At 33.8% G+C, this 17,534-nt stretch carries 16 protein-coding genes and 1 tRNA gene; 6 read left to right on the top strand and 11 right to left on the bottom strand.

Annotated elements, in window-relative coordinates:
• Positions 1 to 10: 10 nt before the first annotated feature.
• The 4 genes from GJJ64_RS12720 to GJJ64_RS12705 form a co-directional block, all read right to left on the bottom strand.
• Entirely contained in the window at positions 11 to 625 is a 615-nt protein-coding gene (locus tag GJJ64_RS12720) for a trimeric intracellular cation channel family protein (protein ID WP_154288155.1), read from the bottom strand.
• A complete protein-coding gene (locus GJJ64_RS12715) occupies positions 612 to 2,690 on the bottom strand; it encodes a hypothetical protein (RefSeq protein WP_154288154.1) in 2,079 nt (692 codons plus the stop codon). Before GJJ64_RS12715 ends, GJJ64_RS12720 begins: the two co-directional genes overlap by 14 nt.
• A 126-nt stretch (positions 2,691 to 2,816) precedes the next feature.
• Entirely contained in the window at positions 2,817 to 3,542 is a 726-nt protein-coding gene (locus GJJ64_RS12710) for a YqjF family protein (protein WP_154288153.1), read from the bottom strand.
• Positions 3,539 to 4,180: an alpha-ketoglutarate-dependent dioxygenase AlkB family protein gene (locus GJJ64_RS12705; protein WP_229655533.1), complete on the bottom strand. Its 642-nt coding sequence runs from the start codon at positions 4,178 to 4,180 to the stop codon at positions 3,539 to 3,541. Before GJJ64_RS12705 ends, GJJ64_RS12710 begins: the two co-directional genes overlap by 4 nt.
• A gap of 74 nt (positions 4,181 to 4,254) precedes the next feature.
• On the opposite strand from GJJ64_RS12705, the gene GJJ64_RS12700 reads away from it, so the two are divergent.
• The gene (locus GJJ64_RS12700; protein ID WP_154288152.1) at positions 4,255 to 4,653 is read left to right on the top strand and encodes an acyl-CoA thioesterase; all 399 of its coding nucleotides are present in this window, start codon (positions 4,255 to 4,257) and stop codon (positions 4,651 to 4,653) included.
• A gap of 89 nt (positions 4,654 to 4,742) precedes the next feature.
• Here GJJ64_RS12700 and obgE read toward each other — a convergent pair whose 3' ends face one another.
• From obgE to GJJ64_RS12665, 7 genes are all read right to left on the bottom strand, one after another.
• Complete coding sequence (gene obgE / locus GJJ64_RS12695; RefSeq protein ID WP_154288151.1) at positions 4,743 to 5,741, bottom strand: GTPase ObgE; 999 nt, start codon at positions 5,739 to 5,741, stop codon at positions 4,743 to 4,745.
• Positions 5,742 to 5,815: 74 nt separating this feature from the next.
• Positions 5,816 to 6,388, bottom strand: coding sequence for an adenylate kinase (locus GJJ64_RS12690; protein ID WP_154288150.1), 573 nt, complete (start codon positions 6,386 to 6,388; stop codon positions 5,816 to 5,818).
• Positions 6,389 to 6,453: 65 nt separating this feature from the next.
• A tRNA-Arg gene (locus GJJ64_RS12685) sits at positions 6,454 to 6,527 on the bottom strand.
• Between the two features lie 154 nt (positions 6,528 to 6,681).
• A complete protein-coding gene (gene floA, locus GJJ64_RS12680) occupies positions 6,682 to 7,668 on the bottom strand; it encodes a flotillin-like protein FloA (RefSeq protein WP_154288149.1) in 987 nt (328 codons plus the stop codon).
• 20 nt (positions 7,669 to 7,688) lie between these two features.
• A complete protein-coding gene (locus GJJ64_RS12675) occupies positions 7,689 to 8,150 on the bottom strand; it encodes a redoxin domain-containing protein (RefSeq protein WP_154288148.1) in 462 nt (153 codons plus the stop codon).
• A 70-nt stretch (positions 8,151 to 8,220) separates the two neighbouring features.
• Positions 8,221 to 9,126, bottom strand: coding sequence for an SDR family oxidoreductase (locus GJJ64_RS12670; protein WP_154288147.1), 906 nt, complete (start codon positions 9,124 to 9,126; stop codon positions 8,221 to 8,223).
• Between the two features lie 130 nt (positions 9,127 to 9,256).
• On the bottom strand, positions 9,257 to 10,555 hold the full coding sequence (locus GJJ64_RS12665) for an SGNH/GDSL hydrolase family protein (RefSeq protein WP_154288146.1): 1,299 nt from the start codon (positions 10,553 to 10,555) through the stop codon (positions 9,257 to 9,259).
• 370 nt (positions 10,556 to 10,925) lie between these two features.
• Between GJJ64_RS12665 and atpD the strand changes: the two genes are divergently transcribed.
• The 5 genes from atpD to ilvB all read left to right on the top strand — a co-directional run bounded on the left by atpD (position 10,926) and on the right by ilvB (position 17,518).
• Positions 10,926 to 12,434: a F0F1 ATP synthase subunit beta gene (atpD, locus tag GJJ64_RS12660; protein ID WP_154288145.1), complete on the top strand. Its 1,509-nt coding sequence runs from the start codon at positions 10,926 to 10,928 to the stop codon at positions 12,432 to 12,434.
• Between the two features lie 70 nt (positions 12,435 to 12,504).
• Complete coding sequence (atpC, locus tag GJJ64_RS12655; protein WP_154288144.1) at positions 12,505 to 12,753, top strand: ATP synthase F1 subunit epsilon; 249 nt, start codon at positions 12,505 to 12,507, stop codon at positions 12,751 to 12,753.
• 496 nt (positions 12,754 to 13,249) lie between these two features.
• Positions 13,250 to 14,128 (top strand): branched-chain amino acid transaminase, encoded by an 879-nt coding sequence (locus tag GJJ64_RS12650; RefSeq protein WP_154288143.1) that lies wholly within the window; start codon positions 13,250 to 13,252, stop codon positions 14,126 to 14,128.
• Positions 14,128 to 15,807, top strand: a complete 1,680-nt coding sequence (gene ilvD / locus GJJ64_RS12645; RefSeq protein WP_154288142.1) for a dihydroxy-acid dehydratase — start codon at positions 14,128 to 14,130, stop codon at positions 15,805 to 15,807. Before GJJ64_RS12650 ends, ilvD begins: the two co-directional genes overlap by 1 nt.
• Positions 15,797 to 17,518 carry a biosynthetic-type acetolactate synthase large subunit gene (gene ilvB / locus GJJ64_RS12640; RefSeq protein WP_229655544.1) on the top strand — a complete coding sequence of 574 codons (1,722 nt, stop codon included), beginning with the start codon at positions 15,797 to 15,799 and terminating at the stop codon, positions 17,516 to 17,518. Before ilvD ends, ilvB begins: the two co-directional genes overlap by 11 nt.
• Positions 17,519 to 17,534: the final 16 nt, after the last annotated feature.

Raw genomic sequence — 17,534 nt, 5'->3', positions numbered from 1 at the left:
TTCTTGTTGGTCAATAAAACCTCGGCAAGGTAAAATTATACTTCACAGAAACTATCCTGATAACAAAAACTACAATTACAGATATAATTTCTACAAAAGCGATATTCATCCCTAAATAAGACAACAGGAAAAAACATAAGCCACCAACTATACAAGCTGTAGCATAAATTTCTTTTCTAAAAATTAAAGGGATGTTATTTAATAATATATCTCTACTAATACCGCCAAAACAACCTGTAATAGTCCCTAAAGCAATACAAATACCCGGACTTAAATCAAAACTTAGACCTTTTTGTAAACCTACTATAGTAAAGAAACCCAAGCCTAGTGAATCAAATAAAAACAAGGTTATTTTTAAAGATTTTAGTTTCTTCCAAAAGAACATAGAGAAAAGCGCAGTTAAAATAATTAGTAAACTATAATTTGCACCTTTTAGCCAAAATACAGGTGTATCGCCAACAATTAAATCTCTAAGAGTTCCTCCCCCAACGGCAGTTACAAAAGCTACAATAAGTACTCCAAAAGCATCTAACCTTTTCTGCATAGCCGCAAAAGCGCCAGATATTGCGAAAGAAATAGTTCCGCAAATGGTTATGATATATCCTAAACTATCAAATAATTCCATTTCTCTTTCTTAAAAACCATTCTAAGCTTAACAATACTATTAAAACAGCAAAAAACCACTTCAAATTAATTAAATCATCATAGCTTTTATCATCAAAAGCGATGGTTTTGATTTGCTCTTTTTGCTTCAAAAGTGAATCTAAACTTTCTAAATCATCTGGATATAAAAAATCTCCCCCGGTAGCTTGTGCTATTTGATATAGTAATTGGTGGTTTGCTTTTGTTTGTTGATATTCTGCTACCTGCTGCTCAACTAAAAACTGTCCTTTAGCCACTTGCTGTTTTCCTATAGCATTGGTTTTAGCTATAAAATTATAAGTACCAGCTGGCAATAGACCTGCATTAAGTTCATAATTTTCTCCTTTAGCGGTAAAAATATAACTATACTTTTTACCTGTATTGCTAAAAACATCTACCGCTATTTCGGCATTTTTTACAGGCTCAAAAACATCATTATATACTTCGGCATTTAGTATGATAGCTTCATCATCATGATACCTATTTTTTACAGGATAGGCTCTAAATTTCCTTTTATCTTCTTGTATACTCAAGTACTGTATTACTTTACTTAAAATTTCTTGAAAAGCATCATGGTTATCTGTTAGCTTGTAATTTTCTAACCTCCATCTCCATAAACCTTCTCCAAAAAGAAATCCTGTAGTTAAATTATTCTGATTCACGAAAGATAAAAGCGGCTTATCATCAGGTTTAACCAAAAAATTTTGATGCTGTGCAACAAATGTAAAAGAACCTATCTTACTGCTTAATGGTGGTAATTTAGAAATCAAACCAGCAGCAGAACTAGATAAATTAAAAGCAAAAAAACCGGTATTTAGTTTAGGTAAAAAATCCTCAGTAGCTGTTCCTTTTGTTGTTTTTAGTAAATCTTGCACTTGATTTAACTGCGCAAAATCAACATCTAAGCCCATGACAAATAATCTGGGCTTACTTTTTATCTTATTAAAAACAGCTTTTGAATACGCTTTCGCTGATGGTAGATTATGCAAAATAACCAAACTATAAGCATCAAAATTAATACTACTTTCGCTACCATTAGCTACATTTACTAGTACTTCGTAATTTTCATTAGCCTCTAAACCCTGCTTAATAGCGGATAAATCTGGATGTGGAGCATGAGCTAATAACAGAACCTTCTTTTTGCTATCCAGAACATCAATAAAAATGGTTTGCTTGTTATTTTGCAAGGTTGCCTCTTTCTCCAAAGGTAAAGCCTCTATGGTTATTTTTTGTGTCCCTAGCTTAGCGGCTTTTAAGTTAAAGATTAAAGTATTTCGCCAATCCTTTTCATCAATCATCACCGATTTATTAAAAGCTGATAAACCCTCTGCTTTTATATTCACTATGGCTTTTTTTCCTTTTAAATCAAAAGCGCCTAAATTAACGGCTAAAGTATAATCATTACCTAAATAGGCAATTTTGTTATAATTAACACTATTGATAAATAAATCTTTTTTAGGAATCGTATCGCCCAAGGCAATGCTAATAACTGGTGATTTAAACTTTGTAAGCTCGGTTGTAGGATTATATCCAGCATTTATAATCCCATCAGAAGCTAAAATAATTGCTCCTAAATTTCTACCCTCATACTGTTTATTGATGAAATCAAAAAGTACCGAAAAATTAGTTTGTTGCTCTTTATAATCTAAAGTATCGCTAAATTTTACTGCTTTTCCGAAACTTAAAACTTCTACTTCATAATCTTCACTTAAACGCTCTTTAAATAACCTCAACTGTTTCTCGTAAGCCTGTAAATCAAACCCAGTGGGTTTCCCTACTTTTATAGAGGCAGAATTATCTTGTGCTATAACGATTAAAGGTTTTTCTATACGCTTACGCTGAGTTTTGATAAGAGGTGCTAATAATAAAAAACACAATAAACTAATTAAAACAGCTCTTAAAGCAAATAAGAAATAGTGTAATTTCGATTTTTTAGACAATTCTTTTCTGTAAAAAAACCATCCAAATAAAAGGCCTACACCTAAACAAGGTAAAATCCACCAAATAGAAAATTCAGAAAATACTATAAATAAGAGGGATAACGCCATGTTAAATCATAAAAGCCAAAAAGCATCATCAAAATAATAGCTTAATAACGCATTTTTTTATCTGTAATTTTTGATACTAAATGTAGATATTAATTTATGAGGCGACAAATAAGCAGGTAAAAGGTCTTAAAATTTAATCACATTTTTATTCATAATCCTGATAGGCGAACCTTGAGCAACGAAAACAGAATTGGGTTTTCTATCTTTTAAAAAAGCAAATTTAGCACCATATAAACCTTCAAAATCGCAATTGATATGATAAGACTTCACATCATATATTAACCAAGAAGGATGTCCTACAGCATATTCATAAGTTGTGTTGATATTGTATTGAGAATAACCCCAATAATGTTCTGCAATAAACTCTTCCTCGCTACCTGCTTCCATAACTCTTGCTTTGGTAGAAGTTACAGCTTCTATGCTATTCCATGTTCCTTTATACTTCCAAAAGTAGCCCAATTTTATTTCATCGATAGTTTGTTTTTTGTAATGCTTCATGGGCATGGTGCTATATTTCTCTCGATACAAAGTATTAGCTACTAAACTTATAGCAAGTTTAGGTACTATTTCTTTGATAAATACCGCACCTCTTTTCCAAATGCCTTGGTCTAAATATTTCACATAAAATCTCAGATTCACTTCTTCAAAGTTTACATGAAAAGGTATTTTAAAACCTAATAAACGGGTTTTCTCAAACATAAATCCAATTAAACTTACAAATACTTGTCCATGATAATCATCTAAAACAGTTCCTTTGGGGATATAGGGCGTTAACAAATCTGCATGTACAACATAATTAGCCATTATTAAATCATTCCACTCGGCAGTTAAAAAAGGGCTTTCTTCACTCATATTATCATTTTTCTGAATGTTAAATTAATTCTTAAATCTTTCACCTTTTTAGTTTTAGGCAAAGCATGTACCCATTTCTCTTGGGTACAACCTTTCATTAGCAATAAGCTAGCGTTTTCTAATAACAGAGAAAAACTTTCTTTACTTTCTTTATGCTTGAAAACAAATTTTCTTGCTGCACCAAAACTTAAAGATGCTATTGCAGACTGTGGAACAATAGATTTTTCATCATCACTATGCCAACCCATTCCTTCATCACCGTGATGATAAAGATTTAACAAACAAGCGTTATAATGTTCTTTAGAAATATCCTCAACTTTATATTTTAACGTTAAAAGATCTTTTGTCCAAGGTAAAGCTATTTTAGTTTGGTTAGAATAAGTGTAAGCACAAGAATCATCCCCGTACCATGCTACTTTCCTAGTAGTAATAAATTGCTTTCCAAAAATTTTAACAACATCTTGCTGCCAAGCTATATCCGACAAAAGATTTTGATAAAATATTCTTGAATCCTCTAGAGAAAAAATATTTGGATAATAAAGCACCTCACCATCATAAGGTAAAAAATTATTATGCTTACGCTGATTAAATAAATCCATCAATAATTTCCATTTATTAAGGCTAACAGGATAAAACATATTAAGTTTTTAAAATAAATTGAAGAATTATTTTGCTTTTTGATATTCTAAAGCTTTTCTTTAAAAGAAAAACGATGAATTTTCATACTAGAAAATGGATAAAACCAGAAGACTTAAACCCTAACGGAACTTTATTTGGTGGCAGTTTATTAAAATGGATAGATGAGGAGGCAGCTATTTACACTATTTGTCAATTAGACAACAATAGAATAGTGACTAAATATATGTCTGAGATTAATTTTGTAAGCTCGGCTCGTTTAGGTGATGTGATAGAAATGGGGATTACTGCAACACATTTTGGAACTACATCTATCACTTTATATTGCGAAGTAAGAAATAAAATCACCCGTCAGCGGATTTTAACAATAGACAAAATTGTATTTGTAAACATGAATGAAGACGGTAAACCAGAGCCCCATGGTAAAACTAAAATTGTTTATTCTTCAGAAAAATTTAAGGGTGATAAGATTTGAGTTTGAAGATTTGTAGTGAATAGCAAGTAATTTTATTAGAGCTGAAACCAAACACTCGCAACTAAAAACCTTTAACCAAAACTGTTAGACTACTGATTAATCTCTTTCCAAAGTAAATCTTTAAGTTCTAATAGCCCTTTTTGGGCCACGGAAGAAATAAAAACAAAAGGAATATCTAAATCAATTTCTTTACGCATTTCGCTTTCAAGCTCTTCATCCAACATATCAGATTTTGTAATTGCCAAAATCCTCGGCTTTTGCATCATTTCTGGGTTATAAGCTTCCAGCTCTGCTAATAAAATCTCATACTCTTCTTTAATACTTCTATGTGTATCGGCAGGAACCATAAAAAGTAAAACCGAATTTCTTTCTATATGACGTAAAAACCTAAATCCTAATCCTTTACCTTCTGAAGCACCTTCTATAATACCGGGGATATCTGCCATCACAAAAGATTGATTACCACGATAAGAAACAATACCTAAATTTGGGACTATGGTTGTGAAAGGATAATCACCAATTTCTGGCTTAGCAGCTGTAATAACAGACAACAATGTTGATTTACCAGCATTAGGAAAACCTACTAAACCAACATCTGCTAAAACTTTAAGTTCAAGAATTTTCCATTCTTCTTTTCCAGGCTCGCCTTGTTGCGCAAAACGAGGTGTTTGACGGGTAGCACTCTTAAAATGCCAGTTACCTAAACCTCCTCTTCCACCTTCAACCAAAATACGCTCTTCCCCATCTTTAGTAATCTCGAAAGCTATTTCACCAGTTTCTGCGTCTTTAACTACGGTACCCAAAGGAACTTCTAAAATTTCATCTTTACCGCATTTACCTGTTTTTAAAGAGCTACCACCAGACATGCCATGCTCTGCAATAACATGTTTACGGTATTTAAGATGTAACAATGTCCATAGTTGAGCATTCCCTCTCACAATTACATGACCGCCTCTGCCACCATCGCCTCCGTCAGGGCCGCCCATACTTGTTCTAATATCGCGGTGTAAATGTGCAGAACCAGGACCTCCATTACCTGAACGTCCGCAAATTTTAACATAATCAACGAAATTTGAACCCTGTGACATAATTTATTCTCCTCTGTAAAAATAAAAAAAGCGGATGTACAAAAACACATCCGCCAATTTTCTGTGATTTGTGCTTAGTAAGTGTCTACTACTTTACAAATGTTGGTAAAAATATCTTCAATAGTACCAATTCCATTAATACTGGTGAATTTACCTTGTTCTTTGTAATAATTAGCTACTTGTGCTGTTTTAGAGTTGTACTCTTCTACTCTTTTTTTAATGATTTCAGGATTTTGATCATCAGGACGACCAGAATCTTTACCTCTTAATAAGAGTCTCTTCTCTAATTCTGTAGGCTCTACTTCTAAAGCTATCATTCCTGATATAGCTTCACCTTTAGATGATAATAAGTTATCTAAAGCTTCGGCTTGTGCTACTGTTCTTGGGAAACCATCAAAGATAAAACCGTTAGCCTCTTTATTAGCGTCTAATTTATTGCTAATCATGCCAATAACTACTTCATCAGGCACTAAAATACCTTCATCCATTAATTTCTTAGCTTCTAGCCCTAACGCTGTGCCATTGCTAATTTCTCCTCTCAAAATATCACCTGTTGAAAGATGCACTAAGTTGTATTTTTCAATAAGTTTTTGAGATTGTGTGCCTTTACCGGCTCCCGGAGGGCCAAAGAGTACTAAATTAAGCATAGTAATGTCTGTTAAAATTTAAAAAGCCTTTTCGCCTGTTGGCAAAAAGGCTTTACCTTAATTAGTGGACCTGAAGGGAGTCGAACCCCTAACCTCCTGATCCGTAGTCAGGTGCTCTATCCAGTTAAGCTACAGATCCATTTCCCATATTTGGGATTGCAAAAATAGACAATATAGACATTAATGCAAATTTTATTTAAAATAAGGCGGATTTGAACTTTTAAACTCAGAGATTTTTATAAATAAAAAGCGCTTAATTTTCATTAAGCGCTTCCTATACAATAAGATAAATTTTATTTCTTATCTTTTTTTTGATCTCCACCGGGTCTTGAAATAGATTCTCTCATTTCTGTATCGGCTTGTATATTTTGCATTTTATAATAATCCATAATACCAAGGTTACCACTTCTAAAAGCTTCTGCCATGGCTAACGGTACTTGTGCTTCTGCTTCAATAACCTTAGCTCTTGCGTCTTGTGCCTTAGCTTTCATTTCTTGCTCGTAAGCAACCGCTATAGCCCTTCTTTCTTCAGCTTTCGCGTTAGCTACTTTTAAATCAGCCTCAGCTTGGTCTGTTTGTAATTTTGCGCCTATGTTATCGCCAATATCAATATCAGCAATATCGATAGATAAAATTTCAAACGCTGTTCCAGAATCTAAACCTTTAGAAAGTACAACTTTAGAAATCTTATCTGGATTTTCTAATACTTCTTTATGACTAACTGCAGAACCAATAGTAGTTACAATGCCTTCGCCTACGCGAGCTAGAATAGTTTCTTCGCCAGCACCACCAACTAATTGATTAATATTAGCTCTAACTGTTACTCTTGCTTTTGCAATCAACTGTATACCATCTTTTGCAACAGCAGCAACAGGAGGCGTGTTAATAACTCTTGGATTTACTGATAACTGTACGGCTTCAAAAACATCTCTTCCTGCTAAATCTATCGCGGTAGCTAATTTAAAATCTAAAGGAATATTAGCTTTATCTGCCGAAATAAGAGCTTTTATAACATTATTTACATGCCCACCAGCTAAATAGTGCGTCTCTATCTCATTAGAAGTAATATTTAAACCAGCTTTAGTTGATGTAATCATTGCGTTTACTACTAAAGAAGGGGGTACTCTTCTTAATCGCATTAAAACCAAATTGAGCAAGTTAATTCTTACCCCTGATAATTGGGCTGTGAACCACAAGTTTATGGGTAAAAAATACAAGACAAGTACTAGAGCAATAAAACTCCCTACTATAATAAAAACAATGTTTAGAGAACCATCCATAAGCTGATTTTTAAATTTAATTATTTGACAATATCGTCAATTGCTTTGAAATTTGGTAAATCTCCAGCAGATTCTAATACTTCCGCATAAATTACCTTCTGATTTTCATCAATTACAAATGCTGCCCTTTTAGAAACACCTTTTAAATTAAATACAAACTCATCATAATAAGCTCCAAATGCTTTTGAAACTTCTTTGTTGAAATCTGATAGTAATGGAAATTGATAATTATTATCTTCTTTAAATTTAGCTAATGTAAAAGGAGAGTCTACTGAAATCCCTAATACTTGAGCATTTAAACCTTCATAAAAGCCAAAATTATCTCTCAAAGTACATAATTGCGTAGTACAAACTCCTGTAAACGCCATCGGAAAAAAGTGGATAATCACTTTTTTTCCTGCAAAATCTTTTAAACTTACTTCTTTAAGCTCAGAATTAAACAAAGTAAAATCTGGTGCTTGTTCTCCTACTTGTAATGCCATAATATTTATTGATTGAATGTTTATTTATTGAATGATTGATTTTCAAACCTCATTTTTAACTTCTAAAAAGTCATCTTTGTTTTAACTGCTTATCCATAATTTCTAAACCTTCTTTAAAAGAGCGAGGTTGATAACCCAACTCTTTAATAGACTTATCTAAAATAAATCCAGTCTTTTTTGGTCTTTTAGCAGCCTGATTTAAGGAATCAGAGCTAATAGGCTTGATTAAGCTTTTATCTAAATTATAAAAATCAGCTACTTGTTCTACAAGCTCCATAATACTCATCATATCCTTTCCAGAAGCATTATAAACACCTTTAGCACCTCTTTCAGCAGCCAACAAACAAATTTCTGCTAAATCTTCGGCTAGTGTAGGCATTCTCCACTGGTCGTTAACAATATTGATTGGCATGCCTTTTTCTAGCGCCCCCTTTGCCCAAAGTACGATATTACTACGACTCATATCGTTAACAATACCATATACAATAATAGTTCTTAAAATTGTGTAATGAATATCAGACTGCATTAAAAGCTTTTCTGCTGCCCATTTAGATTCTCCATAATAAGAAACCGGATTAGCTTTATCTTCTTCTGTATAAGGACCATCTTCACCATCAAATATAAAGTCTGTTGAGAGATGTATCAGTTGGATTTGATGTTTTTTACATGCTTTAATTAAGTAATCCACTGCTGTAACATTAAGCAACCAACAAAGTTCCTTTTCATTTTCACAAGTATCTACATTAGTCATTGCAGCAGTATGAATAATGACATCTGGTTTATATCTACCTACAACTTCATCAATACTGTCTTGGTTGGTGATATCCATCTCGGCATAAGTATAACCTTCTTTTATAGTGTATCTATTTTTTCCTTTTGATGTAGCAATTAATTCAAAATCTTGTTGAGCTAAAATTCTTTCGGTTATTTTTTGTCCTAGCAAGCCATTACTACCTGTGACTAAAATCTTTTTCATCGCTCGAAAATACTTCTTTTATATGAAAAACCATTTTAAGATTTAATTTTTAAAACAAAAAAAGGATAGCTGATTTAGCTATCCTTTTAACGTCTTAAAGGCTTTAACAAAAAGCTTACAAAAACATTAATTAAAATCTTAAGAAACTATAATTCCCTAAATAAACCTTTGGTAAGGTAGCATTGTATTTTGCATTGATAACATTGATAAACTCATTAGCAACTACTGCATTACCCATTGGAGTAAGGTGAATACCATCTAAAGAGAATATTTTCCCACTGATATAAGCTGTAGTAAAGGTAAGTCCATCAACAGTAGTACCTGCTCCTTTAAATTTATTTAGATACTCATTAGCATCAAAAACAGCCAAGCCTTTAGAATTAGCAACTGTTTTAATGGTGTTATTGTAACTTGTTATTGCTGCTCTAACATTAGCAACTTCATCTTTATCTAAGATGTATTTACTCTCTATTGGATTACCTGGGTGTAAACCATAAGGAAGCATATTAGAATTTGGCACTCCCATTAAAGATGTTGGAAAATTTAAAACAACCAAATCTTCTGCTGTTGCAACTCTTGCTCCGCCCGCGGTTTGGATAAAAATTGATGTTACTGTAGGCGCATTTTTTTGAACATTAGACAAAATTGCCGCAATGGTTACCGTATTAAAAAATGGTATAACAGAAACATCTGGAACAGTTGCTACTACACCTTTTGCGCCGGTAGCTGTTAATCTGTTAATTAGTTCTGTATACATAGTAGTAAAATCTGCTGTAGGTGTTAAAACATCACCAACACCACCACTAGTTGCATATCCTAAAGCATCATTATTACCTAGCCAATTGGTAAAAAAGGTAAAAGGTGTTGCTGTCACAAAATCTAAATAAGTAGTTGTATTACTTCCAGCATTACCAGGTAATAATCTTTCAAAGTAACCATTTACATTACCATAAACACTTAATTTTATGTCTCTTAACTTTATACCAGGTACACCGTAATTATTTAAAGGACCTGTATGCTTGGTATAAAGTGTAACATTACCAAAACCTGGTATTGTAGCTACTCCTCTTACAGCCAATTCTGTTGTAACAGGTATTAGGTTGGGAGTACCAGCAGAAGTTAAGCCCCCATATCTTACATATCCAGTTCCATTTTTCTGACTTACCGAGAACCAAGGTTGGGCAAACTCACCTCCTCCAGCCAGCTTCATTTGCTGCGAAAGAATGTAAGGAAAAGAGTTCATTTGACCACTTAAGTATAACCCTCCATCTGCAAAACCAGCTGTTAATGAGTTCCCTATTGAAATATACCTTGTAAAGTCTGCACTTCCAGAACTCGGAACAACTACAGCATCATCCTCTTTCTTGCAGGCCGATGCAACCAAAATTACAGCCGCAAAAGCCCATTTAAATGCGTATTTAAATTTCATTTTAAATTAATTTAAGTTAATTGGTTAAGACAAGATGAGCTTATCTTTTTTCTTTATTATGCAAGCATAACAAATTTTTAGATTCATTCCTATTTTTTTTTAAGAAAAATTTACGCCTAAATTTCAGAATATCAATAGGATTTCAAAAAAGAAACTTTTAGCAAGAAAAATCTTAAAAAGCACAAAAAGCAAAACATAAATAAACAACTGAAAAACAGACACTTATAACACAAAACACAAACACCAATTCTCTTAAAAAACATTTTGTATACATATATTTGTATTTTGATGAATAAAAAGTAATTTTGCCCCACTCAAAAATTCAATTGATAGAGATTTATATCTCACTGATACATAATTAAATTTCGATATGCCAAACATTGGAAAAATAGCACAAATCATCGGACCAGTTGTAGACGTTAGTTTCTCAGCCGAGGATGCCAACCTGCCGAAAATTTACGATGCTTTAGAAATCCGTAAAGAAAATGGTCAAAAAATCATTTTAGAGGTACAACAGCATTTAGGCGAAGACAGAGTTAGAGCCATTGCAATGGATTCTACAGACGGTTTAGTAAGAGGTATGGATGTTACTGACACCGGAGCTCCTATTAAAATGCCAATAGGTGAAGGTATTAAAGGTCGTGTATTCAATGTTGTTGGTGATGCTATCGATGGTATCGAAGATATCGATAAAACTAATGGAAAATCTATCCATAACTTACCTCCAAAATTTGAAGATCTTTCTACAGAAAATGAAATCTTATTTACTGGTATTAAAGTAATTGATTTGTTAGAGCCTTACGCAAAAGGTGGTAAAATTGGTTTATTTGGTGGTGCTGGTGTTGGTAAAACAGTATTAATTCAGGAATTAATTAACAACATTGCAAAAGCTTATGACGGTTTATCAGTATTTGCTGGTGTAGGTGAACGTACTCGTGAAGGTAATGACCTTTTACGTGAGATGATTGAAGCTGGTATCATTAAATATGGTGATGCTTTCAAACACTCTATGGAAGAAGGTGGATGGGATTTATCAAAAATTGATAAAGAAGAAATGAAAGACTCTAAAGCTACTTTCGTTTTCGGACAGATGAATGAGCCTCCTGGTGCTAGAGCTCGTGTAGCTTTATCAGGATTAACTATAGCAGAATACTACCGTGATGGTGAAGGTGATGGACAAGGAAAAGATATTCTTTTCTTCATTGATAATATCTTCCGTTTCACTCAAGCAGGTTCTGAGGTATCAGCATTATTAGGTCGTATGCCTTCTGCGGTAGGTTACCAACCAACATTAGCAACCGAGATGGGTACTATGCAAGAGCGTATTACTTCAACAAAAAGAGGATCTATTACATCTGTACAAGCAGTATACGTACCTGCGGATGACTTAACTGACCCTGCTCCGGCTACAACTTTTGCTCACCTTGATGCTACAACCGTACTTTCACGTAAAATTGCTGAGTTAGGTATTTACCCTGCTGTAGATCCATTAGATTCTACTTCAAGAATTTTAACTCCAGCTGTAGTTGGTGAAGAACATTACTCTTGCGCACAAAGAGTAAAAGAAATCTTACAACGTTATAAAGAATTACAAGATATCATTGCTATTTTAGGTATGGATGAGTTATCTGAAGAAGATAAATTAACTGTAGCTAGAGCAAGAAGAGTTCAACGTTTCTTATCTCAACCTTTCCACGTTGCTGAGCAATTTACTGGTTTAAAAGGTGTTTTAGTTGACATTAAAGATACTATCAAAGGCTTTAACATGATTATGGATGGAGAAGTTGATGAGTATCCTGAAGCAGCATTTAACCTTGTAGGCAGTATAGAAGATGCTGTTGAAAAAGGTAAAAAATTATTAGCTGAAGCAAACGCATAAGAATTGAGATTTGCTTATAGCGTATTGAGTAAATCGCATTACGCTATACTAAATACGCAATACGATAAATATGAACTTAGAAATATTAACTCCAGATAAAAAAGTATTTGATGGCGAAGTTACATCTGTAACTGTACCAGGAACCATGGGATCTTTTGAAGTACTAAATAACCACGCTCCTATTATTTCTACTTTAGAAAAAGGACAGGTTATCATCAGAACTGCAAGCAAGACTGAAAAGCTTATCATTAACGGTGGAGCAATAGAAGTTATTGATAATAAAATAATTGTTCTTGCAGAAGGAGTAATAGGAAGCTAAACAAAGCTTTCTGAAAATATAAAAACCGATGATATAATCATCGGTTTTTTTTTGACCAAAATTTTAAATTTTTATAGCCTAACCGACATTTCAGGAAGATTTAGTACTTAAAATACAATGCTTGCATAGTATTCGATTGTTTTATACTAAATACCATTTTCATTTTTGGTTCAAAAATTATGAAATTTATAACGGTTTGATGTTTAAAGAGCAAATATTATTCTGTTTGAACATGTTTTATGAAATAATATTTTTTTTAACCTTTTTCATGATTTACTCTTGACATTAAATATTACATGCCTTACCTTGAGAAGATTAAAATTGATTAAAAGCAAAGTATAAATATGATTTTAACAGCTATTCTAACAGTCATTATTTTCTTACCTATTTTACTAGGTATGCAGTCGAAGGCATGTTTTAATTAGCTACATAAAAATTAAAAATGCCTTCCAATAAAGAAGGCTTTTTTTTTATCATTTAAACCCACAACAGTAAAATGAAAACAATTATATACCAAAATGGAGAATTTATCCAGGCAGAACATGCAGGTATAGATATTTTCAGCCAAACCGTTCATTATGGATTTGGAGCTTTTGAGGGTATTAGATCTTATCAAACTAATAATGGCGTAAAGCTTTTTAAAGCTCGTGAACATTTTGAGCGTCTTCAACGATCTTGCGAAAAAGTAAATATTCCTTTTCAGTGGGATTTAGAAGAATTGATAGAAGTTTCATACAAAGTTTTACATAAAAACAGGTTAAAGAACGCTTATTTAAGACCTCTTGTCACATGCGGAACAGGCATGGATTTAAAAGTGAATAAGCAGTCAGAGATTACGATTATGGCTTGGCATTGGGATTATTATGACGCCAACAAATCATTAAATACTTGTATTTCTAGGTTTGAAAGACCAAATCCTAAATCAGTACCAGTAGACGCAAAACTTACAGGTAATTATATCAACTCTATTTTAGCAACCACAGACGCAGCACAAAACGGATATGATGATGCTATACAGCTAGATGCTAGAGGATATATTGCAGAAGCACCTGGTGCAAATATCTTTATCGAGAAAAACGGTAAATTATATACTCCAGAAATCTCAGCCTATATTTTACCAGGTATTACTAGAGCCACCATCATTAAAATTGCCAAGCAATTAGATATAGAAGTTATAGAAAAATCTATTTCTGTTGAAGAATTAAAAAATGCCAATAGCGCATTTTTATGCAGTACAGCTATAGAAGTTGTTGGTATTGCGTCTTTAGACGATGTTCCTTTTAAAACACCTTTTAAAGACTCGCTTGGCGCAACCATACAAAGAGCCTATAAAAATTTAGTATTAGATAAATTAAGTTTCGAAGTAATAATATAATGGAATTAAACAAGTATAGTAAGACTATTACGCAAGATGAGACACAGCCTGCCTCACAAGCAATGCTTTATGGAATTGGCTTAACAAGAGAAGATTTAGCAAAAGCACAAGTAGGTATTGCCAGCATGGGTTATGATGGTAACACTTGTAACATGCACCTTAATGATTTAGCAGATATTGTAAAAAAAGGCGTCTGGAATAATAATCTTGTAGGTTTAAAATTCCATACTATTGGTATTAGCGATGGTATTACTAATGGTACTGATGGGATGCGTTTTTCTTTGGTTTCTAGAGATGTGATTGCAGATTCTATAGAAACTGTTTGCGGTGGCCATTATTATGATGCTTTAATAGCTTTACCTGGTTGTGATAAAAATATGCCAGGCGCAATCATTGCAATGGGAAGATTAAACAGACCATCTATTATGGTGTATGGTGGTACTATACACTCTGGAAATTATAAAGGACAATCTTTAAATATTGTATCGGCGTTTGAGGCTTTAGGGCAAAAAATTGCTGGTAACCTTAGCGAAGAAGATTATCAAGGTATTATAGAACATTCTTGCCCAGGTGCTGGTGCTTGTGGTGGTATGTATACTGCTAATACCATGTCTTCTGCTATTGAAGCTTTAGGTATGAGTTTACCTTACAGTTCATCTAATCCGGCTTTAAGCCAAGAGAAAAAAGATGAATGTTTAGAAGCTGGTAAATTCATCAGAATTTTAATGGAGAAAGATATCAAACCGCGTGATATCATGACTCGTAAAGCTTTCCATAACGCTATGGTTGTTATTATGGTGATGGGTGGCTCTACCAACGCTGTTTTACATATGATTGCTATGGCAAGATCTGTAGGTATAGAGTTAAGCATGAAAGATTTCCAAGACATCAGCGATAGCGTACCAGTAATTGCAGATTTAAAACCTAGCGGAAAATATATGATGGAAGATGTTCATGAGTTAGGTGGAACACCTGCTGTTATGAAATATCTTTTAAAGAAAGGTTTGATACATGGTGATTGTTTAACTGTTACAGGAAAAACTGTTGCTGAGAACGTTGCAGAAGCTAAAGACCTTGATTTTGATGCTCAAAAAGTTATTTTCCCTATAGAAAATCCTATCAAAACTACAGGCCACTTACAAATGCTATATGGCAATATTGCAACTCAAGGCAGTGTTGCTAAAATATCAGGTAAAGAAGGTGAACGTTTCTCTGGACCAGCAAGAGTTTTCAATGGTGAATCTGCACTTATTGATGGTATTTCTTCAGGAAAAGTAAAGGCAGGAGATGTAGTGGTAATTCGTTATGTAGGTCCAAAAGGCGGACCAGGTATGCCTGAAATGTTAAAACCTACTTCTGCCATTTTTGGCGCAGGCTTAGGTTCTTCAGTAGCATTAATTACTGATGGTAGATTTTCTGGAGGTACACATGGTTTTGTAGTAGGCCATATTGTACCTGAAGCATTTGAAGGAGGTAATATCGCTTTAATTAATGATGATGACATTATAGAGATTGATGCTACTAAAAATACCATTAATGTAATGCTGTCTGATGAAGAATTAGCTGCAAGAAAATCAAAATGGACACAACCAGAGCCTCCGGTAAAAAGCGGGGTATTGTATAAATATTTTAAACTTGTAAAAAATGCAACAGAAGGATGCGTTACTGATGAGTTCTGAAGAAGAGACAGCAACCACTGTGGAACAGCTTAAAGGCTCAGAAATTTTATTAAACGGTTTAATTGCCGAAGGTGTTGATACCATTTTTGGATATCCTGGTGGAGCGATTATGCCTATTTACGATGCTTTATATGATTATCAAGATCAATTAAAACATATTCTAGTTAGGCATGAGCAAGGTGCAACACATGCTGCTCAAGGTTATGCCCGTACATCAGGGAAAGTAGGTGTTGTGTTTGCCACTAGCGGACCAGGTGCTACCAACTTAATTACAGGTTTAGCCGATGCTCAAATTGATAGTACTCCAATGGTGTGCATCACAGGACAAGTATTTGCACATCTTTTAGGTACTGATGCTTTCCAAGAAACTGATGTTATTAATATCACAACACCTGTTACTAAATGGAATTACCAAGTAACTGATGCATCTGAAATTGCTGAAGTGTTAGCCAAGGCTTTCCATATTGCTAAAACAGGCAGACCAGGACCAGTGCTTATTGATATTACTAAAAATGCTCAACTACAATTGGCAGCTTATAAAGGTTACCAAAAATGCGACCATATAAGAAGTTATCGTCCAACTCCTATTATTAGAAATAATTATATAGAACAAGCCGCAGCTTTAATCAATGATGCTAAAAGACCTTTTGTTTTATTTGGACAAGGTGTTCTATTAGGTAACGCAGAACAAGAGTTTAAAGCTTTTGTTGAGAAAACAGGTATTCCTGCTGCTTGGACAATTTTAGGAGCTGGTGCTATACCTACAGATCACCCTCTAAACGTAGGTATGTTGGGTATGCATGGTAATTACGGCCCAAATGTTTTAACCAATGAGTGCGATGTTTTAATTGCGATTGGGATGCGCTTTGATGACCGTGTTACCGGCCGTTTAGACAAATATGCTAAACAAGCTAAGGTTATTCATTTAGATATAGACCCTGCCGAGATTGATAAGAATGTGAAAGCTCATGTTCCGGTATGGGGAGATTGCAAAGAAACTTTACCTTTATTAACTGTCTTAGTTAAAGAAAACAAACACGAAGAATGGTTAGCTAAGTTTAATAATTATTCTAAAGAAGAATTTGCTCAGTGTATTGATGCTGAAATTAACCCTCAATCTGGAGAGTTAACCATGGGCGAAGTCATCAATCAGCTTAACCAATTAACTAACGGAGATGCTGTTATTGTAACAGATGTTGGTCAGCACCAAATGGTAGCTTGCCGTTATGCTAAATTTAACCATACCAGAAGTAATATCACTAGCGGTGGCTTAGGTACCATGGGCTTTGCTTTACCCGCAGCTATTGGAGCTAAGTTTGGCGCACCCAATAAAACAGTAGTAGCTGTTATTGGTGACGGTGGTTTCCAAATGACTTTACAAGAACTAGGTACTATTATGCAAAGTGGTATTGATGTAAAAATCATGATTTTAAATAATCAGTTCTTAGGGATGGTAAGACAATGGCAAGAGCTTTTCCACGATAGAAGATATTCTTTTGTTGATATTACCAGTCCGGATTTTGTAGCTCTTGCAAAAAGCTATTACATAGACGGTAAAAAAATATCTGAAAGAACAGAACTAAAAGACGCTTTAAAAACTATGCTTGATCATAAGGGCTCATACCTTTTAGAAGTTATGGTAACTAAAGAAAATAATGTATTCCCTATGGTTCCACAAGGCTGTAGCGTTAGTGAAATCAGGCTTAAGTAAACCTTCAATTTAAAAA

Origin of the sequence: Pedobacter puniceum, assembly GCF_009674685.1 — a bacterium.
GTDB classification, from domain to species: domain Bacteria; phylum Bacteroidota; class Bacteroidia; order Sphingobacteriales; family Sphingobacteriaceae; genus Pseudopedobacter; species Pseudopedobacter puniceum.
The sequence above is the reverse complement of the archived record's forward strand: the minus strand, read 5'-3'. Positions and strand labels throughout refer to the sequence as shown.